Here is a 22,441-nt window from a genome sequence, read left to right as displayed (position 1 = left end):
GCATACAATAATCAACTTAAACTTTTAATCAAAAGCACACATAGGGAAATATGATAGCATTAGAATTATTAGAACCACTAAGTGCATTGACTTTACTAATTGTTGAGGACGATTGTGTTGCGTTGGATTTACTTAGGATTCCGCTTGAACGCCATTGTAAAAAAGTCATTACTGCAAAAAAAGGTGAGTTTGCGTTAAAATATTTTAAAAACGAAGTGGTTGATATTGTAATTACAGATGTAAAACTTGATGGAAGGCTAGATGGAATCGCAATGGTAAAAAGTATGCGAAAAATCAATCCAAATATTCCCGTAATCTTTATGACAGCTTATAGCGATAAAGAAAAAATTGCAGAAATGGTTAAACTTAATGCTACATCCCTTATTAAAAAAGCAGTGGATTTAGAGGAGCTTTTTGTGCTTTTATTAAATATTAATAAGAATTTAAACAAAGGACAAGTTATAAATCTCGGACAAGGTGTTGCTTACCGTCGTCGTGATAAATCTATCCTAAAAGGATTTGCAGTATTTGAATTAACCGATAGAGAATGCAGAATCTTAGATTTATTGCTAGAGAATAATGGCTATCCTGTCACCTACGAGGAATTTCACCAAAAAGTATGGAATGGGCAACAGATGACAATGGATTCTTTACGAATGCACATTAATGGCGTTAGGCGCAAAACTTATTATGAACTAATCCGCAACCAATCACGGCTTGGTTACAAGCTTCAGCCTATTTTAGATGAGGAAAACAAACAATAAAGTTGTAAAAACGGATTCTATGCTTTTGGAGATTTTGTAAAAGTAAAAAACTTTTTGTTTTAGTTTTCTTACAATTTAAAGATTTCAAAACCCTATAAGATTTTCTTTAAAAAAGATTCAAGTGTCCATTCTGCATACCCTAACTCTGCGCAAAACAGATATTTAAATAAATACTCAAATTATAAGTAAGCAATGTTTGAATTTTTACAATCCCTCTGCTCCCTAATATTTTTCAAAAATAATCACTTCATAAGAGCTTTGCTTTTTAACTACCGATTTACTAGGTTGATTAACTTTTAGTTTTTCTAAATTTAGGCGCAACTCTTCAATCTCTCTATCTTGCTCATCTAGCTTATCTTTAAGTCGCATAATAATATCCACACCTGCAAGATTCACACCTAAATCTCTAGTTAAACGTAGAATTGTTTTTATCTTATCAATATCTCTTTGAGAATACAAACGCATTTTACCATCTGTTCTTCCCGGCTCCACAAGCCCTTCACGTTCGTATTGACGCAAGGTCTGTGGATGAATGGACAAAATTTTTGCTACCACACTAATCAAATAAACGGGCTCATCATAACTATACATCACTTCTCCTTATAAATATTTCTCCAAAGCTTCTTTTAGTGCCTCAGGTAGCGCATCACTATCAGGAAGCACGACATTTGCCTCTAAATACAAGTCGCCATAAGTTTTACTTTTGCGATTATAACCTCCAAGCTCTTTAACTCGGAATCGTTGGGTATTTTTGGTGTTTTTTGGCACTTTTAGTGTAATAGTTTTGCGCAATGTTTCAATTTCCACTTTTCCCCCAAATAACGCAATCTTCAGTGGCACATCAAAACGCATTGTAAGATTATCTCCTTCTTGTATATATTGCGGATGGGGAGCAACACTAACTTTTAATAGCAAATCCCCACTCTGCCCTCCGACATTATTTCCCTTACCCTTTAGACGAATAGTTTCTCCACTTCTCACCCCAGCTGGAATTTTAATATCATAGCTGTTACTTTGAATATTGACATTATGCAAACCGCCTAAAAGTGCAGTTGTAAATGGAATCGTAATTTGTGCATTTATATCAAGATTTGGACTTCTTGCACTCCTAAATCCACTAAAATCTCCAAAACTAGAGCTATCAAAACCATTTTGAGAAAAACCTCCTCCAAAAATCTGACTAAGAATATCATCTAAATTTACACCACCATGAGAGCGTGTAAAATCATGAAAATTCTGTCCTCCAAACATAGAATCGCCAAATTGATCGTATTGCTTACGTTTATTTTCATCACTTAAAATTTCATAGGCAGCATTAATTTCTTTAAATTTTTCTTCTGCTCCAGACTCTTTGTTAATGTCGGGATGATATTTGCGTGCAAGGCGACGATAAGACTTTTTAATCTCATCTGCACTTGCATTTTGCGAGACTTCCAATGTTTCATATAGACTTTTTGACATTTATTTTCCTTGAAAAATGTATAACTTTTAGTATATTATATTATAATTCTTTAGTTTATGTCAATCAACTTTATTTTACTTTTTTAAAATGTTATAATTCCGATTTTTTGGAGATAGTTATGCAATATCCGTTATTATCGTTAAGCGCAAGTGCTGGGAGTGGGAAAACTTATCAACTCACAAAGCGCTATTTATACCTTTTATTGCTGGGCGCAAAACCTTCAAATATCTTAACTTTAACCTTTACCAAAAAAGCTGCAAAGGAGATGGAAGAGCGCATTACATATAATCTTGAAGAACTTTACTATAATAAATTTAATAAAGAATATATAAAAAAACTTGAGCTTATTCCTATAAATGATAACATGCAAGAGCAGGATTGGGTAGCTATAGCAGATAAAATCCACCACACATACCACGAATTTTTACGTCAAGATTTAAAAATTACCACCATTGATGCGTTTTTTCAAAAGATTTTAAAGAATTTTTGCTGGTATGTGGGTGTAGAATACGATTTTGAGCTTCAGAGTGAAAATTTGGATTCCATTTGTGAGATTTTTTTAAAACGTTTAGAGGATTCCGCATTTCAAAATACTATAAATCTTTGCTTTAGTGAACGTCAAGGTTTAGATTCTATATTGGATCTTTGTGTGTTTTTAGATGCTTTTAAAGAGAGTTTAAAACGTGAGCTTTTTGTTAAAAATATTATGGAATCTCAAATTGATTTTGAAACAAAAGCGTTAGAATATGCTCAAAAAATACAAAGCACTTATTTTGATTTTTCTCAAAAAGAAGCAGAGAGTCTAAAATTTAATGATTTTAAAGGCTTGCTAGATAAGGGTAAAACTTGGCTCACAAAAACAACTTTACAAGAATATAAAGGTTTTTCTAAAGTGCCTTTTAAACAAGAGGATTTTGAGAGGCTAAAAGAATGCGTAGCTAGTGCCTTGCAAAAAAAAGAATCACAATACTTAAGAGTGCTTTATACAATATTTCAGCATTTTTTGGAGGCTAAAGAACACTATTATAGGGAAAATAATTGTCTTAGCTTTAATGCTGTGGCTTCTAAGGTTTATACGCTCTTAAGAGAGGATTTAATTAGCAAAGATTTCTTATATTTTAGACTCGATAGCACACTTAGCCATATTTTAATTGATGAGTTTCAAGACACAAGCATTTTGCAATATGCTATCTTAAAACCACTTATTGATGAAATAAAGGCGGGAGTTGGGCAAAAAAATTTTACACGTAGTTTCTTTTATGTGGGAGATGTAAAACAATCCATTTACCGCTTCCGTGGTGGAAATCCAAAACTTTTCAAAATTGCAAGTGCTGGAATGGAGCACTCAAATTTAGAATTTAATTATCGCAGTGCTATTAATGTTGTTAAATTTGTCAATCGCACATTTCAAGGCATAATAGAGGATTTTATTCCCCAAACTCCAATGTCTAAAAACATAGGATTTGTAAGTGTAAAAAGCTATGAAAAAGACACGCTTTATAATGGTGTATTAGAATCTTTACAAGAGCTTAAAGCATTAAAAATTAAAGACGACGCCATTGCCATTTTAGTATTTGACAACAAGGCTGTCGTGGAACTAGCACAACTTTTACAAGAACAAAACTATAAAGTTGTTATTGATACAAGCGCAAAGCTTATAAATCATAACGAAGTACGCGCGATTTTAGAGCTTCTAAAATATATTATCACGCAAAATATACTTTATAAAAATGCGTTTTTTATGCTTTTGGGTTTGGAATGTGATTCTACATTTGAGGTCTTCTTGCAAAGCCTTCAAAGCTCAAAAACTCCAGCACAATTGATTTTAAAAATAATGGAACGTTACAATATTGCGAGTTTAAGTGCGAAAAAATTCCTAGAATCTACATTGGAATACTCTAGTATTACAGACCTTTTAGAAAATATCCAAAAGCAGTCTTTAGATATAGTATCTAGTGATTTTTCTGGAATTCGCATTATGACTATTCATAAATCTAAAGGGCTAGAGTTTGAAAATGTTCTAATTGTAGATAAGGCAAATCGTAGTAATACACAAAATTATAAGGTATTTTTTGAATTTAAAGAAAATGGTGTGGATATTGAGCGCATTTTTCAAACAAGTAACCCTGTGCGCAAAAGTTTAGATTCTGTATATAAAAATGCCTTAAATAAAGAAAAAGCAGAAGAGACAAAGGATTTAAAGCATCAACTCTATGTTGCCTTAACGCGTGCAAAAACTACAATGCACATTTTAAAACTCAACCAAAAGGGTGCATTTGCGGATTTGAATTTAGAAGATTCCACTTGCGGAATCCTAGAAACATCAAGCATATCTCCTAAAATAACTCCTCAAGATTTTAATACCACCACACAGAATCTAGAATTTAACAATATCATAAAAGAAAAATTTAGCCTAGAAAATCAAGGGCGTCAAAAAGACATTCAAACTTCTGATTCTACACAAAACTTAGCAGGACAAAATCTAAAAGGCATTTATTATGGAATCGCCCTACATTTTGCAATGGAGCAGAAATTAAAGCTTAGATTAAATGATACTCTACTCTTAGAAATTTTAAATAATAAAGTTGGATTTTATTTAGATTTTAAAGAATTGGAAAAAATTGTTTTGCGTAGTAATTTAGTCTTAAAAAATCAAAATTTTATTGAAATTGTAGCTAAAGGAAAGGTAAAATGTGAAATTCCTTTTTTGTCAAATGGCAAACAAAAACGCTTAGATCTTTTAATTGTGGGGGAAGATTCCGCTTGGATTGTAGATTATAAAAGTGGTGTGCCTGATGCATCCCACGCAATACAAGTGCGCGAATATATGGAATCTGTGCGTCAAATGCTAAAGAAAGAAACCTATGGTTATGTTTTTTACACCAGAGAAGAGCAAGAAGGAAAACTAATTGAAGTTACATAAGGAGAAGTATGAAAGCGGAAAATAAAAGTGGCTTTTTGGTTACACTTAGCAAGATCACGCAAAGCGAATCTTTCGCTGGTATCTTACTACTTTGTTGTGCAGTTTTAGCGATGATTGTCGCAAACTCCCCATTAAGTGAGGCGTATGCTGCACTTTGGAAGACGAAATTTGGCTTTAGCGTTAATGGTAGTTTTATTGGAATGAGCTTAGAGCATTGGATTAATGATGTCTTAATGGCGTTTTTCTTTTTGGTAGTGGGTTTAGAGATTAAGCGCGAAGTGCTTTTTGGTGAACTTGCAGGGTTTAAGCGTGCAGCATTGCCTATTATTGCAGCACTTGGGGGAATGGTAGGTCCGGGAGTTATTTATTTTACACTAAATGGGGGAACACCTTCAGAGCATGGATTTGGGATTCCAATGGCAACAGATATTGCCTTTGCGCTCGGGGTTTTAGCCACTCTTGGCAAACGTGTTTCAGTTTCTGTGAAAGTCTTTTTAGTTTCCCTTGCAGTCGCAGATGACTTAGGCGCAATCATCGTAATTGCCCTATTCTACTCTAGCGGAATCTCTTTTGCTTGGCTTGGTGTGTCTGCTGGAATTGTAGTGCTACTACTTATTCTAAATCGCCTAGGTATCAAAGCACTCACACCTTATATGATTTTGGGTGTATTTTTATGGATTGCTGTGCATAGTTGTGGTGTGCATGCAACAATTGCAGCTGTTGTGCTTGCATTTACGATTCCAGTTGCACCAAAAATTGACACAATGAGCTTTATGGAAAAAATCACAAAAATCGTCGACAATTTCAAAGAAGCTGAAAAGGAAAAATATGGAATCCTTTTGCAAAACGAACAAATCCATGCATTAAGCGAAATTGGCAATCACAAAAATGCTGTGCAAAATCCACTTTTGCGCCTAGAACACACACTTGCCCCTTATAGTAGCTTTGTGATTATGCCAATTTTTGCTTTTGCGAATGCTGGGGTTACCATTGGTTCTAATATTGATTTTAGTGTAGATTATGTGTTTCTTGGAATCTTTTTAGGATTAGTTGTTGGAAAGCCAATTGGAATCTTTTTATTCACTTTTTTAGCCGAAAAATTAGGAATCGCAGCACGTCCAAATGGTGTAACTTGGGTAGAAATCTTTGGAGCAGGTGCATTAGGTGGAATTGGTTTTACAATGTCAATGTTTGTAACAAATCTTGCTTTTTCAGGAGAACATGCACTTATTGCAACTGATGTTGCTAAAATCTCTATCCTGATTGCCTCTTTAACTGCTGGAATCTTAGGAAGTATATTTTTTCTTGTCCGTGATAAAGTTACGCACCATTAAACTAAGAGCTAAAAGCTCTTAGTTAATAAGGGTGAGATACCTAAAAATCATTCTTTTAAAATATCAAGAATAACAAGGAACAATCAGTTTTCTTTTAAACACTGTCTGTAATACATAAATTTGCAACAATAAAATTTAAAGTAATTTCACCTTAAAAGTACATTTTTCTCCTATTTCCTAATAAATTCTGCAATAAAAATTATTAAGTTTGCTAATAAAGTATTTTTAAACTTGCTCTTAATATTCTTATTTTAATTCTCTTGCCACAAGGAATCCTAAACCCAAAAAAATACTTTAAATTATCAAGCTAACTTTAGTATACTCACCAAAAGATTTCAGATTTTCTCCAAAATTACTCCAGATTCTAAATGTTTTGTATGGGGAAACTGGTCAAAGAATGCTATGTGTTTAATACAATGTGTTTGTTTTAGGATTTCTAAATCTTGCGCAAGCGTTTGTGGGTTACAAGAGATATAAATAATTTGTTTAAAGTGCTTTAGGAACTCACACGCTTCTACTCCAAGCCCAGAGCGTGGAGGATCCACAAAAACACTACCAAAATTAAATGTGTTTAAATCAATGCCTTTTAGACGATTAAACTTCCTTGTTTTATTTAAGGCTTCTATGCACTCTGCTCCACTTAATCTCGCAAAATGAATGTTTTTGATTTGATTTTTTTCACAAGCAAACCTCAAGGCATTTATTGAAATCTTAGAAATCTCAGTGGCTAGAATTTTATCAAAGTTAAAAGATAGTGGAATCGTAAAATTCCCACAACCACAATACATTTCTAGCAAATCCCCACCATGTTTTAAGTGCTCTAACACCCAAGTAATCATCTTTTGATTAATTGCGACATTAGGTTGCGTAAAAGCACCCTCATCATAGCGGTAGTAGAATTTCTTTCCTGAAACTTCTAAAGACTCCACTAAATAATCATCCTCCACAACTAGTTTCACACCACGAGACCTACCAATGATTTCAAAATGAAACCCCAAAATCTCTTTTAGGGATGTTTGCAATTTTCTTGCGTCCAAAAGCCAAGATTCTTCTAACTTTCTGTGATAAATAAGAGTTAAAAGCAAGGCATTATTTTGATTTGCAAGAATCTCTAGACTAAATAAACGCATCTTAAATGTATTAAATTCCAAAGAATTTAGAATATTCAAAAGAACAGGCAGTGTTTTTTGAATATTTGGTAAGAGATTTTGACAATTTTTAATTTTTACAAAACGTTCCTTAACTCCGTGCATTGTGTAAGAGATTTTATCTCCATTGTGGTAGATTCCAAGTTCTGCACGTGCTCTAAAGTTGGATTCCATGCTTTTAAAAACTTGAAAGTCTCTAATGTCTAGTAGATTTGAAGCTAAATTGATTTTAGATTCCAATGTGATGTCAACGCAGCCTCCACATCTATCTAAAAATTCACAAACTAGCGCCATTGCTACCGAAAACTCTGTACTAAATTCATTGTCAAAAGATTAAAACCATCTACTAAAATAAAAATTAGGATCTTAAATGGTAGGGAAATCATTGTTGGTGGCAACATCATCATTCCCATTGCCATCAAAATAGAGCTAATCACCATATCAATTACTAAAAATGGCAGATACAATAGAAATCCAATTTGAAATGCCGTTTTCATTTCGCTAATAATAAATGCTGGTAAAGCAATGGTTAAAGGGACATCTTGTGCGGTTTGGGGATTTTCAAGATTACGAATCCTATAAAATAGAGCCAAATCTTTAGGGCGCGTGTTACGGATCATAAAATCCTTAAAAGGTTGAGAAGTGCGCAAAAATGCTTCATCATACGAAATCTCTTTTGCAATATAAGGTTTTACACCTATCTCATAACCCTCTTTTGCCACAGGTTCCATGATAAACATTGTTAAAATCAGTGCAAAAGAAACTAGAAGTTGCGTAGGTGGTGATTGTTGTGTTCCCATTGCGGTGCGTAAAAAAGAAAAAACAATTAAGATTCTAGCAAAGCTTGTTGCCATTAAAATGAGTGATGGCGCTAAAACAAGCAGTGTTAGAATAACGACAATATTTAGTGTGGTAACTAAATCTTCGGGTTCTGTTGGCGCACTAAGTGTTAGATCCACGGTTGGAATTGTCGGTGCTTGTGGCTGAGGAGCTCCAAAAAGTGTGATGGCACTAAAGCACAGCACTAAAACTAGGCGTATCACTAAGGATTCCTTGCTAAAATAATTTGCGCTGAAGGTTCTACGGATTGTATTTTGGATTCTATGCCAATTATTTCTGCTTCTGCCCCACTTTCTGTTGTGTTATTTTCTAGTTGTTTTTTCTCAATAATTTGTTCCAAAATGCTTTGGTTTTTTTGTAAATGTCTATCATTTGGATAGAATCTAAACTCCACACGGCGATTCTTTTGTCGGTTTTCTTCTGTGGTATTAGGGAGAACAAAATTTGTTGCTCCATTACCAAGTGCAGTCATTTTTTTGGGATCAACATTATTTTCTAATAATACGCGCTCCACTCCAAGCGCTCTGAGTGCGCTTAAGCCAATATCATCTTTATACTTTAGTGTAGGTGTAATGGCTCTATCATCTGTGTAGCCGATCACATCTAAATGCAATGTAGGAGGCATTTTTTGTAAGATCAATGCAAGACGCTTAAGGAATAGCACTTCATCGGCATCATTAAGCGTAATCTCACCCTCATCAAAAAGCAACTTCCCACTAAAGCGCAAAATAAAACCCTCACTCCCATCATCTACAATATTAGAAGGTCCCAAAGAAGTTTTAACATTCTCTTTAAAATCTAAGATTGTACTCTCAATCAAGCGCACTTCTTCAGCACTTTCTGGCTCTGTCGTCATATCTGCTTGTTGTTGGATTCTTGTATTATCTGGCTCAATTTTAATTCCACCACTAAGCAGCGAAAGCGAACCTTTTAGACTGGATTCCGCTTCTGTGAGTTTTTTTGCATCAAAAGTAACCATTGACAAAAGCAGAATAAAAAAAGTAAGAATTAACGTAACCATATCCCCATAAGTTCCCAGCCAAAGCGGAAGAACATTAGGGCAATCACAAGGAGGACAGCGCTTTGCCATTTTTTACTCAAATTGACTAACGCGTTGATTTGGTGGCAAGAAAGTTAGCAATTTCGCCTCTAGCGCACGCGGATTATCCCCTGCTTGAATGGACATAATCCCTTCAATAATGAGAAGTTTTACAAGTGCTTCATCATTTGCACGAATCATCAAAATATTTGCAATAGGTGAGCCTACAATATTTCCAATAAAAGAACCATAAAAAGTAGTTAAAAGAGCAACAGCCATAGCAGGACCAATAGAAGCAGGATCGGACATATTTAAAAGCATTGCAACCAAACCAATAAGTGTCCCAAGCATCCCATATGCCCCAGCATATGCCGCCCAAGTATCAAAAATACCAGCATTTGACTTGTGTCGGTCAAGTGTTCTGTCCATATCAGTTTCTAGCAAATCACGAATACTATCAGGTTCAGCACCATCAATTGCCATATTTAACCCGCGTTTTAAAAACTCATTTTCTTCTTGGTTAGATTGTTGTTCTAGTGATAAAATCCCATCACGTCTTGCTTGTGTGGAATAATCCACAAGTTTTTTAATGAGACCTGGGACATCAAAAGTTTGTGGCTTAAAAGCAATCATAAAAAAAGTGAATGCTTTTTTCATACTCTCCATCTTATAACCAATCAACAAACTTGTAATAGAACCCCCAACGGTAATCAAAATGGAAGGAATATCCAAATAAGGACCAATCCCAACCCCTAGCATCATCGCAGTTCCAAGCAAAATAAGAGACAGCGATATCCCTACAACGCTTCCTAAATCCATGCTTTTCTCCAAAACTTACTTCAAGAAATTTTTAAAAAATGCCATAATTATAAACTTTGTTGTGTTAAAATCAGATTAAATTAACTTTATAATGGATTTATAATGAAAAATAACGCTTTATCAATTGTAATTCTAGCTGCTGGAAAGGGAACAAGAATGAAATCTAGCACTCCAAAGGTGCTCCATACAATCTGCGGCAAAGAAATGCTTTATTACAGCATTAAAGAATCCTTGCGTTTAAGTGATGATGTGTGTATAGTCTTAGGCTTTGAGGGTGAAAAAATCCAATCTAAAATGCAGGAATATTTTGGTGATAGAATCCGCTTTTTATTCCAAGATTTACAAAATTTTCCAGGCACTGGTGGTGCGCTAAAATCTTATTGTCCAAAATACAAAAAAGTTCTTGTGTTAAATGGCGACATGCCTTTAATTCAAGCCAGTGAGCTAGAGCAATTTTTGCATATTAATGCAGACATTGTAATGAGTGTGCTAGACCTACCAAATGTCAGTGGATATGGTCGTGTTGTCATAAATGGTGGCGAGGTTAAGGAGATCATTGAGGAAAAAGACGCAGACTCTAAAACGCTAGCTCTTAGTACGCTAAATGCTGGAATCTATTGTTTTAAAACGAAGATTTTGGATTCCTATATCCCAAAACTTAGCAATGACAATGCTCAAAAAGAATATTATCTAACCGACATTATCTCTCTTGCGCGTGAAGATAATGCAAAAATTGCTCCATTATTTGTTAAGCTTGAAAATTTTAAAGGCGTGAATGATAAATTAGATTTAGCTAATACTGAAGAAATTTTAAGCCAACGTATTAAGGATTTCTGGCTAAAAAAAGGAGTGATTATGCGACTTCCAAAAACCATATATATTGAAGAAGGTGTAGAATTTATTGGTGAATGTATTGTTGAAAATGGCGTTAGCATTTGCGGGGATTCTAAGATTACAACATCACATATTAAAGCACATAGCGTGATAGAATCTAGTATTGTTAAAAATAGCGATGTAGGTCCTTTAGCACATTTACGCCCACAAAGCGTACTAGAAAACACACATATTGGGAATTTCGTAGAAATAAAAAAATCCAATCTTGTTGGTGTGAAAGCTGGGCATTTAAGCTATATTGGTGATAGTGAAATTAATAGTGGAACAAACATTGGTGCTGGGTTTATTACTTGTAATTACGATGGCAAGGGAAAACATAAGACAAAAATTGGCAAAAATGTGTTTATTGGTAGTGATTCACAAGCTGTTGCTCCCATTATCATAGAAGATGATTGTTTAATTGGTGCTGGAAGCACGATAAGGCGGAATCTAAAAAAAGGAGAATTATTTATCACTTATGGTAAAGAGACTATCAAAGAAGGATTTTTTTATAAATTTTTCAGCAAAAAAACATAAAATTGTGGTTTCACATTGTAAGCAAGGAGCAAATAATGCAGGTCAAACTCAATGGGAATATCATAGATACAGAATCTAAAAATATTTTAGAGCTTTTATTGGAATATTCTATTGAACGCAAGAGTGTGGCAGTAGCTGTAAATACGGCAATCATCAAACAAGAAAAATGGGATTCTTATAAAATAAAGAATAATGACACAATTGAGTGTTTAACCTTTATGGGTGGCGGTTGAAATACGTTTTAAAGCGCCAAAAACAGAATTTTTAGATTTTAAATAAGAGCAATTTAAGAAAGAATTATGAATATCAAAACTTCAATCATTGGTGTGAGTGGCTATACAGGCTTAGAGCTAGTAAAACTTCTGCTCACACATAGCACATTTACACTAGTTGGTGTGTATGCAAGCGAAAACCATCAAGACATCGCAAGTCTACACCCTAGCCTAAAGAATGTTGTAAAGCTTCCTATCCAAGAAGTAAATATAGAAAAAATCGCAAAAGAATGTGAGCTGGTATTCTTAGCACTTCCTCACCAAAAGGCTATGGAATATGCGAAAGTTTTACTAGATAAAAATATTAAAGTCGTAGATCTCTCCGCAGATTATCGTTTGAGTTTAGAAAAATATGAGCAATACTACTGCTCACACAGCGACAAAGAGAATCTCCAAAAAGCTGTTTATGGGCTTCCAGAATATAATCGTGCAAATATCTCTAAAACAAATCTTGTCGCAAATCCGGGTTGCTATCCTACGGCAACCCTGCTTGCACTTCTTCCTTTTGTGGAGTATCTTGATAATGCACACAGCGTATATATTGATGCAAAAAGTGGCGTAAGTGGCGCGGGTAAAAAGCTTGTTCAAACTTCACATTTTGTAACAATCAATGAGAATCTTTTTGCTTATTCTCCTATTAGTCACCGCCATTCTCCAGAAATCAATGAACAGCTCAAGAAAATTGGCAAAATCCAACAAAAAACACTCTTTGTTCCACATTTAATCCCTTTAACACGCGGTATGTTAATCTCTGTTTATGCACGCTTGAAGGAACAAATTGATCCCATCGATATTCTGCTTAAGCGTTACAAAAGTGAGCCATTTATTAGGGTGCGTGAGAATTGTGTGCAGATTAAAAATGTCGTTGGGACACATTTTTGTGATATTTATGCTAAAGCGGACGAAAAGGATTTATTTATCACTTCTAGTATTGACAATTTACTGCGCGGTGCAAGTTCTCAAGCCCTAGCTAATGCAAATTTAATGTTTGGCTTGGACGAATGTTTAGGATTACCACAAATTGCGTATGCACCATAAACCTATTATTATAGAAGAAGGTGCAATTTTTATCGCCGATTCTCACCATAACAGCCTTTATCAAAATACTTTAGATTCCATTTTTACCGAGCTTTTGGAATCTAAAAAATGTCAAATTTTCTTGATGGGGGATATTTTTGACTTTCTTGTTGGACCTGCCCTAAAGTCAATTAGAGACAATCAACACACTTTAAAACTTCTAGAACAACTCTCACTAAAACACACAATATATTATCTAGAAGGTAATCACGACTTTTTACTTAAAACGATTCCGTATTTTAAACACATTCACTATTTTCCGCTAGATGCGCAACCGGTTTTATGTAGTTTTAACAATAAAAGTGCTTATCTTGCTCATGGAGATATATTTTTAAGTTGGCATTACAAAATCTTTTCAAAAATTATCCGAAATAAATTTCTCATCACTTTTTTGAACCTTTTTTCAAGTATTTTATATCCCAAAATCACACATTTTTTACAAAACAAAAACATCAAAAAAAAGAAATTTAATCCACATTTTAAGAAAAATTTCATGCAATTTGCGCAATTACGTATTGAAAAATATCTTCAAAAACTACCTATTTCAAGCGATTCTTATATTATTGAAGGGCATTTTCATCAAGGTGGCTGCATAGTATATCAAGAAATTAATTATGTTGGATTACCCTTTTTTGCTTGTAAAAAAAAATATTTTATTGTAGAATGCGCTAATAATTGTTTAATCCTAAAGGAGTCTTAAAGTGTCAAGCTTTGAAAAAGGTGATACCCTAAAAGTGGGAACCAATGAAATGGAGTTGGTGGATTTTAGAATCCATAAGCTTGAAAAAGGTAAGCAGTATGAAGGGATCTATGGTATCAATGTTGCTAAGGTTAATGAAATCATTCGTCTTCCTGAACTTACAGAATTACCGGGTGTTCCAGACTATATAGAGGGAATTTTTGATTTGCGCGGGGTTGTTATTCCTGTTATTAACCTTGCAAAATGGATGCATGTAGAGATTCCAAAGAATAAAAAAATTAAACCGCGCGTGATTATAGCAGAGTTTAATAATATTATGATAGGCTTTATTGTTCATGAGGCAAAACGTATCCGTCGTATTAGCTGGAAAGACATTGAACCTGCACATTTTAGTTCTTCTGCTGACGCAACAATGGATAAGAATAATAAAATCACCGGAGTAACCAGAATTGAAGGTGACCAAGTTTTATTAATTTTAGATTTAGAAAGTATTGTGCAGGAGTTGGGATTTTACCAACCAGAAATTAGTTCTGAGAGGAGTTATAATAAATTTAGCGGACTTGCGCTTGTATTAGATGATAGCTCTATTGCAAGAAAAATTATAAAAGAATTTTTAGAGAAAATGGGACTTGATGTAACTGAAGCAAGTGACGGAGAAGCTGGATTGCAGAAGCTTGAAAAACTCTATGAGGCTTATGGTGATAATCTTGGAAGAATTTTGAAAATTATTATTTCAGATATTGAAATGCCGCAAATGGATGGGTTCCATTTTGCTGCAAAAGCAAAAGAAGATCCAAGATTTTCTAAGATTCCGATCATCTTTAGCTCTTCAATTAGTGATAAATTTAGCGAAGACCGCGGACGTGAAGCTGGAGCGGAATCTTATCTTGTGAAGTTTGATGGAAACAAATTCCATGATGAAGTTTCAAGAATTATCAACAAATACAACAATGAAAACTAATCAATAATCTTAAAGAAAGGGCATATTATGGATGAAATGCAAGAAATACTAGAAGATTTTCTAATTGAAGCGTTTGAAATGATTGAACAGCTAGACCAAGATTTGGTTGAGTTAGAAAATAACCCAGATGATTTGGACCTGCTAAATAGAATCTTTAGAGTTGCACACACAATTAAAGGTTCAGGTTCATTTCTAAATTTTTCTGTGCTAACACGCTTGACACATCATATGGAAGATGTTTTAAACAAAGCAAGACATGGCGAACTAACTATCACTCCAGATATTATGGATGTTGTTTTGGAATCCATTGATTATATGAAAAAATTGTTAAATGCAATTAGGGATACAGGAACAGATGGCAATACAGGCTTAGAAGGTGATATTGATAACACAATTCAACGCTTAGATGCAATCTCAAAAGGTGAAGCTCCAAGTACTACAACTCCAGCTCCAGCAGAAAATGTTTCTGTAGAAGTTCCAGCACCGGTAGCAGAAGAAGAGCCAGAGCTAGATTATGCAAATATGTCTCCAGAAGAAGTTGAAAAAGAAATTGAACGTCTACTGAATAAGCGACAAGAAGAGGACAAACAAAAGCGTCAAGAAAAACGTGCCAAGGGTGAGCTTAATGATATTCAAGCACCAAGTGAAGTTTCTGCTGATGCAGCTCCAAACACATCAAAAACAGCTACTCCCGCAGCACCTACTACACCTAAACCAACACCCAAAAAAGAAAGTGTGGCGCCAAAAGCTACTCCGCGTGCTAATGGTGATGATAGTAAAGCCCCAGCAACAGCTGTTGAGCAAACGATCCGTGTAGATGTCAAAAGACTTGATAGCCTAATGAATCTTATTGGTGAGTTAGTTTTAGGAAAGAATCGCTTAATTAAAATTTATAATGATGTAGAAGAGCGCTATGAAGGAGAAAAATTTCTAGAAGAGTTAAACCAAGTTGTGGCTTCTGTTTCTATGGTAACAACAGATATTCAACTTGCAGTTATGAAAACAAGAATGTTGCCTATTGGAAGAGTATTTAACAAATTCCCAAGAATGGTACGTGATCTTTCAAGAGAACTTGGCAAAAATATTGATTTAGTTATCACCGGTGAAGAAACAGAACTTGACAAATCAATCGTTGAAGAGATTGGCGATCCGCTCGTGCATTTAATCAGAAATGCTTGCGACCACGGTATTGAATCAAAAGAGGAAAGAATTGCAGCTGGGAAGAGTGAGCAAGGAACAGTCAATCTAAAAGCCTATAATGAGGGGAATCATATCGTTGTAGAAATCAAAGACGATGGGCATGGTATGGATCCTGAAGTTCTGAAAACAAAAGCTGTAGAAAAAGGCATCATCAGTGAGAGAGAAGCAGATTCTATGACAGATAAGGAAGCCTATTCTCTAGTATTTAGGGCTGGATTCTCAACTGCAAAAGTTGTTACAAATGTTAGCGGTCGTGGCGTTGGTATGGATGTTGTTAAAACAAACATTGAAAAACTCAACGGAATTATTGATGTAGATAGTGAGCTAGGAGAAGGAACAACATTTAAACTAAAAATCCCATTAACGCTTGCGATTATCCAATCACTTCTTGTTGGTGTGCAAGAAGAGTTCTATGCAATTCCGCTTGCATCAGTTATTGAAACAGTTAGAATCTCTCAAGATGAAATTTACACAGTTGAAAATAAAAGTGTATTGCGCTTAAGAAATGAAGTCTTACCCCTTGTTCGTCTAGCAGATATTTTTGGTGTAGATTCTGTATTTGACAACTCCGAACAAGCTTATGTCGTTGTTATTGGACTCGCAGAAAACAAAATTGGTGTCATCGTTGATTTTCTAATTGGTCAAGAGGAAGTTGTTATCAAGTCACTTGGTTCTTATCTAAAAGGAACAGAAGGGATTGCTGGAGCAACAATCCGAGGTGATGGTAGAGTAACTTTAATTGTAGATATTGCTGCAATGATGCAAATGGCAAAAAATGTGAAAGTAGGCATTAGCAAGTTAAAACAAGAAAGCGAGACTAAGAGAGAGAAAAATTCTCCAAGCGACTATAAGGTTCTAATTGTAGATGATTCTATGACAGATCGTAGCATTATGAAAAAATCACTCAAACCTCTTGGGATATCCATTGTTGAAGCTACAAATGGTGTAGAAGCACTTGATATTGTCAAAAATGGTGATAGCAATTTTGATGCGATCTTAATTGATATTGAAATGCCAAAAATGGATGGCTATACACTTGCTGGTGAAATTAGAAAATATGCAAAATTCAAAAATTTGCCACTTATTGCTGTAACAAGTAGAACAAGTAAAACAGATAGAATGCGCGGTGTAGAATCTGGAATGACAGAATATATCACAAAACCATATTCACCAGAATATTTAATGAATGTTGTCAAGCGCAATATTAACTTAACTATGGAGGTAACAGAATAATGAGTAATCAACTAAAAGATGTTTTACAAAAACAACAAGAGCAAAAAAAACCTGTTGCAGAAACCGAAAATATCATCCAACTTGTTGCCTTTGTGGTAGGAACCGAAGAATTTGCTGTGCCAATCCTTAGTATCCAAGAAATTATTAAACCTTTGGAATACACAAGAGTTCCAGGAGTGCCTAATTATGTCTTAGGTGTGTTTAATATGAGAGGTTGGGTTGTGCCACTAATTAACTTGCGCTTAAAGTTTGGACTACCCTATGAAAAACCAACGGAAGATACGCGCTACATTGTAATTAGAAATCAAGAAGAACGTGCAGGATTTATTATTGACCGCTTAACAGAGGCAGTCAGAATTAAAGAATCCGATATTGATCCAACACCTGAAACAATTACACATCAAGATGAAAATCTTATTTATGGGGTAGGGAAAAGAGATGATAGGCTTATCACAATCTTGCGCCCAGAAGAGTTACTAAAACGCACATTTTAATACTTATTCAAGTAATGCCTTTATACTCACTTGATTCTTAAGTTCTTAGGCAAGTGTTGATTCAAAAAGTCAAAATTCTAGCCTTTGAACTTTAAACTGGAATCTAAAATTAGAGAGTTCGAATTTTTATATCACAAAAGCAAAGGATCTGTTTTTTTACTTTAGATAGTGTAATTTACTTAAATTATGATTCTAGAAAAATGATAAAATTTAAAAAGTTTCTGCTACTACAAATGCTCAAAAACTGAATTCAGATTCCAATAACTCCAAAACCAAAAAATACAAAATCAATCATTTAAAAACCAAAAATCCCCTCTACTCCATCTCCAACCGCAATAGCAACATCTCATTCCCTCTAGAAATAAACACATTTTCACTTTGGCATTTTGGACATTTTGTGTAGTTAACCCCGTTTATTTCATTTACAGCCTCACAGCTCCGACATGTTAGTTCTACTTTCTTAAAAGCAATGTTAAGCTCTGCTCTCTCGCATTTGCTCCCTATCTTAAACGTATCAAAAGCACTTTGCAACAATTCAGGATTCACTCCGCTCCGCTCCCCAATCTCTACATACACCACCAAAATCCTATCTGCATCGTTTCCTTTAGCAATCTCCTCACAAGACTCCAAAAGTGAAGAAACAATAGAAAATTCGTGCATTTTAACCCTTTTTTAAAAAAATATTGTATTATACAACTTTTGTTTTGATAAAATTCTAATCCTATTCACAAGGTCTATCAATGCGACATTTTTTAACTTTAGCTGACTTTAGCAAAGATGAGATTTTGGAGATTCTAAACATCGCCAAAATACTAAAAAATGAAGTTAAATCCAAAAAATACAGCACTGCGCTTGCTAACCAAACACTTGGAATGATATTTGAAAAGAACTCTACAAGAACACGCGTAAGTTTTGAAACTGGAATCTACCAACTAGGGGGGCAAGGAATATTTCTCTCTAATAACGATACACAACTTGGACGAGGAGAACCCATCAAAGACACTGCTAGAGTGCTCTCATCAATGGTGGATTTGATTATGATGCGTACGCACGGACATGACCGCCTAGAAGAATTTGCACACTACTCTAGTGTTCCCGTAATTAACGGGTTAAGCGATGATTTTCACCCAATGCAATTGCTTGCAGATTATCTCACAATGCAAGAATGCGGAAAAGATAAAAATCCGGTGGTTGCTTACATTGGCGATGGAAATAATATGGCGCATTCATGGCTAATGCTTGCCTCAAAGTTAGGCTTTGAGTTGCGCATTGCTTCTCCAAAAGATTATGCAGTTTCTCCTAAAATTCTCCAAAAAGCACAAGAATTTGCTAAAATTTCTGGTGCTAAAATCATAATAACTAAAGACCCAAAAATAGCGGTTATGCATACTGATGTTGTAACAACAGACACTTGGGCATCTATGGGACAAGAAGACGAAAAAGAAGCAAGAAAAAAAGCATTTAAGGATTATTGTGTAGATAGCACTCTAATGCGCTTTGCAAAAGAGGACGCAATTTTTTTACACTGCTTACCAGCATACCGCGGGCAAGAGGTGAGCGAAGAGGTTTTAGAATCTACACAGAGCAAAATTTTTCAAGAGGCAGAAAACCGCCTACATGCACAAAAAGGAGTAATGGTTTGGCTACACCAAAACCGCTAGAAGCACAAAAACATTACAAAACCATTAAGGAAACGTTAAAACACAAAAATATGGAATCCTTAAATTACGATTCTGCGCTTAAAAAAAATGGAATCTACACATTATTAGATAGTGATGCGCAAGAATTTTATCTCATCCCCAAAAAAACAATGCAAGCTATCATGTGTGAGTTAAAAGACCTTGAAAGCGACAAGTACTTATTTAAGCTTGAGCAAGAAATTTACAAAAGTATGCCTGTGGATTTTGATGATGTATGGTGTATCGCCATAAAAGAAATCAAAGATTGCAAAAAAGAACCAAAAGCTGTTGTAAAACATTTAAAAAAGCGTTATCCTTATCTATTCCTTAGTTTTTTAGACCAATTTGATACTCCAAGCAAACTTTAGGATTCTTATGTCAATGGTTGATTTTAAAAAATTTGCGACCTACTCAAAACCAGGACCGCGTTACACAAGCTACCCAACTGCAATAGAATTTAACGAAAACTATACTTTAGATTCCTATTTGCAAGATTTAAAATCCGATACTAACCCGCTCTCTCTCTATGTGCATTTACCATTTTGTCGGAGTGCATGTTATTTTTGTGGTTGCAATGTTATCTACACCAGCAAAGAAGAGAATAAAACACTCTATTTGGAGTATCTAAAAAAAGAGCTTGCTCTACTTAAAGTAGCAATGGATGCACAAAAGCCTGTATATCAACTTCATTTTGGTGGAGGCACACCGACATTTTTTAGTGCTAGTGAGCTTGAAATGCTAATTTCTCTCTTAAAAGAGACTTTTCCAAATTTTGCTTCTGATGCAGAAATTGCCTGTGAGATTGATCCACGCTTTTTTACTATTGAACAAATGCAGGCTTTGAACAATGGCGGTTTTAATCGTTTAAGCTTTGGTGTTCAAGATTTTGATGAACGTGTGCAGCAAGCTATCCACAGAATCCAACCTTTTTCCCTTGTGCAAGATTCCGTTAATATTGCGCGCAAATTTGGAATTCCTTCAATTAATTTTGATTTAATTTATGGACTCCCCTTTCAAAGTCTTAGGACTTTTAAAAACACTTTAGAGCTAACACTTAAACTTAATCCCGATCGCCTTGCTATCTTTAATTATGCTCATGTGCCTTGGCTTAAAAAAACAATGCGCAAAATTGATGAGACTACCCTTCCAAATCCAGAAGAAAAACTTAAAATTTTGGAATTTAGTATTCAATTCTTGCAAGATAAGGGCTATAAAATGATTGGAATGGATCATTTCGCAAAGCCTAATGATGAGCTTTTTAAATCCATTCAAAAAGGGCAATTGCGTCGTAATTTTCAAGGTTACAGCACAAAAGGTGGCACACAAACAATTGGCATTGGACTTACTTCCATCGGGGAAGGAAGTAATTATTATGCACAAAATTTTAAGACATTGTTGGAATACCAAAATGCTCTTGATAATGGAATCCTCCCCTTTCATAAGGGAATTAAACTAAGCACAGATGATATGCTAAGAAAAGCTGTTATTATGCAGTTAATGAGTAACTTTAAACTAGATTTTCACACAATTGAAACGCAATTTAATATTCATTTTAAAAGCTACTTTGCCGATGCATTTGAGGCACTAAAACCTTTAGAATATGCAGGATTAATCTACATTGATGAAAATGGAATCGCAGTTAGCCAAACAGGAACCCTGCTAATCCGCAATATTGCAATGCCCTTTGATGCATATTTAAAGCGTCTTGGAACTAATCAAAAAGTTTTTAGCAAAACTATTTAAAGGACACAAATGGCGCATTTTCAAAACTACAATTACTTAAAAACAAGTGATGCTTGTGTGAAATGTGGCAAATGTCTACCAGATTGCACAATTTTTAATATTAATGGTGATGAAGCAACCTCTCCTAGAGGTTTTATTGACTTGCTAGGAGCCTATAAGCGCAATGAGATTCCATTAGATAAAAATGCAAAAAATATCTTTGAAACTTGCTTTTTATGCACCACTTGTGTAAGTGTCTGCCCAAACTCCTTACCAACAGACACTCTTATTGAAAATATCCGCTATGAAATTGCTCAAAAATATGGAATTTCTTGGTTTAAACGCACCTTTTTTTACCTTTTAAAACATCGCAAAATGATGGATATTAGTTTTAAACTTGGTGCATTTTTTGCGCCTTTGGTATTTAAAAAAACAAATGATGGCAGCGCAATTACTCCACGTTTTAAACTCCCTATTTTAAAAAACAGAATCTTTAGTTCAATGGCAAGGACAAGTTTTTTAAATTCTTACCCTGAGGAGTTACGTTTCAATAAAGATTTCACAAACTCCAAAGACCCTAAAAAAGTTGCCATTTTTATCGGTTGTCTAGGAAACTACAATTACAAAGGAGTCGGCGAATCCTTGTTATTAATTTTAGAAAAGCTTGGCATTGATGCAAAACTTGCTAAGGGACAAAAATGCTGTGGTGCTCCCGCATATTTCACAGGAGATTTTGAAACCGTTGATGCACTCATTCGTTATAATGTAGAGTATTTTGAAAGCTTCATTGATGATGTCGATGCAATTTTAATCCCAGAAGCAACCTGTGCAGCGATGATACTAGAAGACTGGGAACACTTTATGCAAAAAGACTCCACAATGCAAGAGAGGATCAAAAAGCTTATTCCAAAAATCTATATGGCAACACATTATTTGGAATCCAAAACTAATCTCACAGAGCTTTTAGCAAACCTACAAGGCAAAAAGCCAAAAGAGACAAGCATTACCTACCACGATCCTTGCCATGCGAGAAAAGTGCTAGGTGTCTATAAAGAGCCTCGCAAACTTTTAGAGCAAAACTATACGCTTATTGAGATGGAAAACCCAAATGCTTGCTGTGGCTTTGGTGGAGTAACCATCCAAACCGAACGCTTTGAACTCGCACAAAAGGTGGGCAGCAAAAAGGCAAACATGATTGAAAATACAAAGGCAAACTTCGTAGCTGCAGAATGCAGTGCTTGTCGTATGCAGTTAAGCAATGCACTTCATCAAGAAAATGTAAAAATTCCTTTCTCACATCCTTTAGAGCTAATCGCAAATGTAATTTGTGCGTGTAAGCAATAGTTTTAAGGGATTTTTTAAAC

Annotated in this window: 21 protein-coding genes; 14 read left to right on the top strand and 7 right to left on the bottom strand. The window is 34.9% G+C overall.

Features of this window, described 5'->3' with window-relative positions:
- The first annotated feature begins 50 nt into the window (after window positions 1-50).
- Entirely contained in the window at window positions 51-764 is a 714-nt protein-coding gene (locus K4G57_RS00560; protein ID WP_236033128.1) for a response regulator transcription factor, read from the top strand.
- A 222-nt stretch (window positions 765-986) separates the two neighbouring features.
- Here K4G57_RS00560 and K4G57_RS00555 read toward each other — a convergent pair whose 3' ends face one another.
- Window positions 987-1,355: a heat shock protein transcriptional repressor HspR gene (locus tag K4G57_RS00555; protein WP_236033127.1), complete on the bottom strand. Its 369-nt coding sequence runs from the start codon at window positions 1,353-1,355 to the stop codon at window positions 987-989.
- A 9-nt stretch (window positions 1,356-1,364) separates the two neighbouring features.
- Window positions 1,365-2,225 (bottom strand): DnaJ C-terminal domain-containing protein, encoded by an 861-nt coding sequence (locus K4G57_RS00550; protein WP_221531235.1) that lies wholly within the window; start codon window positions 2,223-2,225, stop codon window positions 1,365-1,367.
- Window positions 2,226-2,344: 119 nt separating this feature from the next.
- Between K4G57_RS00550 and K4G57_RS00545 the strand changes: the two genes are divergently transcribed.
- Entirely contained in the window at window positions 2,345-5,149 is a 2,805-nt protein-coding gene (locus tag K4G57_RS00545; protein WP_221531234.1) for a RecB-like helicase, read from the top strand.
- 8 nt (window positions 5,150-5,157) lie between these two features.
- Complete coding sequence (nhaA, locus tag K4G57_RS00540; RefSeq protein WP_221531233.1) at window positions 5,158-6,483, top strand: sodium/proton antiporter NhaA; 1,326 nt, start codon at window positions 5,158-5,160, stop codon at window positions 6,481-6,483.
- Window positions 6,484-6,818: 335 nt separating this feature from the next.
- Here nhaA and trmA read toward each other — a convergent pair whose 3' ends face one another.
- From trmA to K4G57_RS00520, 4 genes are read right to left on the bottom strand one after another with little or no spacing between them, the layout of a single operon-like run.
- Entirely contained in the window at window positions 6,819-7,871 is a 1,053-nt protein-coding gene (trmA, locus tag K4G57_RS00535; RefSeq protein WP_236033126.1) for a tRNA (uridine(54)-C5)-methyltransferase TrmA, read from the bottom strand.
- Window positions 7,872-7,927: 56 nt separating this feature from the next.
- Window positions 7,928-8,656 carry a flagellar type III secretion system pore protein FliP gene (gene fliP / locus K4G57_RS00530; protein ID WP_429913076.1) on the bottom strand — a complete coding sequence of 243 codons (729 nt, stop codon included), beginning with the start codon at window positions 8,654-8,656 and terminating at the stop codon, window positions 7,928-7,930.
- 17 nt (window positions 8,657-8,673) lie between these two features.
- Entirely contained in the window at window positions 8,674-9,561 is an 888-nt protein-coding gene (locus K4G57_RS00525; RefSeq protein ID WP_221531230.1) for a flagellar motor protein MotB, read from the bottom strand.
- Window positions 9,562-9,564: 3 nt separating this feature from the next.
- Window positions 9,565-10,329 (bottom strand): motility protein A, encoded by a 765-nt coding sequence (locus tag K4G57_RS00520; protein ID WP_221531229.1) that lies wholly within the window; start codon window positions 10,327-10,329, stop codon window positions 9,565-9,567.
- A 102-nt stretch (window positions 10,330-10,431) separates the two neighbouring features.
- On the opposite strand from K4G57_RS00520, the gene glmU reads away from it, so the two are divergent.
- The 7 genes from glmU to K4G57_RS00485 all read left to right on the top strand — a co-directional run bounded on the left by glmU (window position 10,432) and on the right by K4G57_RS00485 (window position 17,676).
- Window positions 10,432-11,739, top strand: coding sequence for a bifunctional UDP-N-acetylglucosamine diphosphorylase/glucosamine-1-phosphate N-acetyltransferase GlmU (glmU, locus tag K4G57_RS00515; protein WP_221531228.1), 1,308 nt, complete (start codon window positions 10,432-10,434; stop codon window positions 11,737-11,739).
- Between the two features lie 35 nt (window positions 11,740-11,774).
- Window positions 11,775-11,972, top strand: a complete 198-nt coding sequence (gene thiS, locus K4G57_RS00510; RefSeq protein WP_221531227.1) for a sulfur carrier protein ThiS — start codon at window positions 11,775-11,777, stop codon at window positions 11,970-11,972.
- A 66-nt stretch (window positions 11,973-12,038) separates the two neighbouring features.
- Window positions 12,039-13,049 (top strand): N-acetyl-gamma-glutamyl-phosphate reductase, encoded by a 1,011-nt coding sequence (argC, locus tag K4G57_RS00505; protein ID WP_221531226.1) that lies wholly within the window; start codon window positions 12,039-12,041, stop codon window positions 13,047-13,049.
- Window positions 13,039-13,788, top strand: coding sequence for a UDP-2,3-diacylglucosamine diphosphatase (locus K4G57_RS00500; RefSeq protein WP_221531430.1), 750 nt, complete (start codon window positions 13,039-13,041; stop codon window positions 13,786-13,788). Before argC ends, K4G57_RS00500 begins: the two co-directional genes overlap by 11 nt.
- A gap of 1 nt (window position 13,789) precedes the next feature.
- Entirely contained in the window at window positions 13,790-14,749 is a 960-nt protein-coding gene (locus tag K4G57_RS00495; protein ID WP_346727921.1) for a chemotaxis protein, read from the top strand.
- A 27-nt stretch (window positions 14,750-14,776) separates the two neighbouring features.
- Window positions 14,777-17,182: a hybrid sensor histidine kinase/response regulator gene (locus K4G57_RS00490; protein WP_221531225.1), complete on the top strand. Its 2,406-nt coding sequence runs from the start codon at window positions 14,777-14,779 to the stop codon at window positions 17,180-17,182.
- Window positions 17,182-17,676: a chemotaxis protein CheW gene (locus K4G57_RS00485; RefSeq protein ID WP_221531224.1), complete on the top strand. Its 495-nt coding sequence runs from the start codon at window positions 17,182-17,184 to the stop codon at window positions 17,674-17,676. Before K4G57_RS00490 ends, K4G57_RS00485 begins: the two co-directional genes overlap by 1 nt.
- Before the next feature lie 315 nt (window positions 17,677-17,991).
- Here K4G57_RS00485 and hypA read toward each other — a convergent pair whose 3' ends face one another.
- Window positions 17,992-18,336 (bottom strand): hydrogenase/urease nickel incorporation protein HypA, encoded by a 345-nt coding sequence (gene hypA / locus K4G57_RS00480; RefSeq protein WP_221531223.1) that lies wholly within the window; start codon window positions 18,334-18,336, stop codon window positions 17,992-17,994.
- Between the two features lie 80 nt (window positions 18,337-18,416).
- Between hypA and argF the strand changes: the two genes are divergently transcribed.
- From argF to K4G57_RS00460, 4 genes are read left to right on the top strand one after another with little or no spacing between them, the layout of a single operon-like run.
- Window positions 18,417-19,337: an ornithine carbamoyltransferase gene (gene argF / locus K4G57_RS00475; protein ID WP_221531222.1), complete on the top strand. Its 921-nt coding sequence runs from the start codon at window positions 18,417-18,419 to the stop codon at window positions 19,335-19,337.
- The gene (locus K4G57_RS00470; protein WP_221531221.1) at window positions 19,316-19,723 is read left to right on the top strand and encodes a DUF2603 domain-containing protein; all 408 of its coding nucleotides are present in this window, start codon (window positions 19,316-19,318) and stop codon (window positions 19,721-19,723) included. Before argF ends, K4G57_RS00470 begins: the two co-directional genes overlap by 22 nt.
- 13 nt (window positions 19,724-19,736) lie before the next feature.
- Window positions 19,737-21,098: an oxygen-independent coproporphyrinogen III oxidase gene (gene hemN, locus K4G57_RS00465; RefSeq protein ID WP_221531428.1), complete on the top strand. Its 1,362-nt coding sequence runs from the start codon at window positions 19,737-19,739 to the stop codon at window positions 21,096-21,098.
- 9 nt (window positions 21,099-21,107) lie between these two features.
- On the top strand, window positions 21,108-22,421 hold the full coding sequence (locus K4G57_RS00460; protein WP_221531220.1) for a (Fe-S)-binding protein: 1,314 nt from the start codon (window positions 21,108-21,110) through the stop codon (window positions 22,419-22,421).
- Window positions 22,422-22,441 lie beyond the last annotated feature (20 nt).

The sequence above is a fragment of the Helicobacter turcicus genome (assembly GCF_019711685.1).
GTDB classification, from domain to species: domain Bacteria; phylum Campylobacterota; class Campylobacteria; order Campylobacterales; family Helicobacteraceae; genus Helicobacter_D; species Helicobacter_D turcicus.
This window is presented reverse-complemented; position numbering and strand designations above follow the sequence as displayed.

Excerpts from the sequence above, each read along its gene's own strand:
- K4G57_RS00555 (WP_236033127.1), bottom strand. The coding sequence starts at position 1,355 with ATGTATAGTTATGATGAGCCCGTTTATTTGATTAGTGTGGTAGCAAAA.
- K4G57_RS00520 (WP_221531229.1), bottom strand. The coding sequence starts at position 10,329 with ATGGATTTAGGAAGCGTTGTAGGGATATCGCTGTCTCTTATTTTGCTT.
- K4G57_RS00545 (WP_221531234.1), top strand. The coding sequence starts at position 2,345 with ATGCAATATCCGTTATTATCGTTAAGCGCAAGTGCTGGGAGTGGGAAA.
- nhaA (WP_221531233.1), top strand. The coding sequence starts at position 5,158 with ATGAAAGCGGAAAATAAAAGTGGCTTTTTGGTTACACTTAGCAAGATC.
- thiS (WP_221531227.1), top strand. The coding sequence starts at position 11,775 with ATGCAGGTCAAACTCAATGGGAATATCATAGATACAGAATCTAAAAAT.
- argF (WP_221531222.1), top strand. The coding sequence starts at position 18,417 with ATGCGACATTTTTTAACTTTAGCTGACTTTAGCAAAGATGAGATTTTG.
- K4G57_RS00460 (WP_221531220.1), top strand. The coding sequence starts at position 21,108 with ATGGCGCATTTTCAAAACTACAATTACTTAAAAACAAGTGATGCTTGT.
- K4G57_RS00485 (WP_221531224.1), top strand. The coding sequence starts at position 17,182 with ATGAGTAATCAACTAAAAGATGTTTTACAAAAACAACAAGAGCAAAAA.
- hemN (WP_221531428.1), top strand. The coding sequence starts at position 19,737 with ATGGTTGATTTTAAAAAATTTGCGACCTACTCAAAACCAGGACCGCGT.
- glmU (WP_221531228.1), top strand. The coding sequence starts at position 10,432 with ATGAAAAATAACGCTTTATCAATTGTAATTCTAGCTGCTGGAAAGGGA.
- K4G57_RS00525 (WP_221531230.1), bottom strand. The coding sequence starts at position 9,561 with ATGGCAAAGCGCTGTCCTCCTTGTGATTGCCCTAATGTTCTTCCGCTT.
- K4G57_RS00550 (WP_221531235.1), bottom strand. The coding sequence starts at position 2,225 with ATGTCAAAAAGTCTATATGAAACATTGGAAGTCTCGCAAAATGCAAGT.
- hypA (WP_221531223.1), bottom strand. The coding sequence starts at position 18,336 with ATGCACGAATTTTCTATTGTTTCTTCACTTTTGGAGTCTTGTGAGGAG.
- K4G57_RS00560 (WP_236033128.1), top strand. The coding sequence starts at position 51 with ATGATAGCATTAGAATTATTAGAACCACTAAGTGCATTGACTTTACTA.
- K4G57_RS00490 (WP_221531225.1), top strand. The coding sequence starts at position 14,777 with ATGGATGAAATGCAAGAAATACTAGAAGATTTTCTAATTGAAGCGTTT.
- K4G57_RS00500 (WP_221531430.1), top strand. The coding sequence starts at position 13,039 with ATGCACCATAAACCTATTATTATAGAAGAAGGTGCAATTTTTATCGCC.
- argC (WP_221531226.1), top strand. The coding sequence starts at position 12,039 with ATGAATATCAAAACTTCAATCATTGGTGTGAGTGGCTATACAGGCTTA.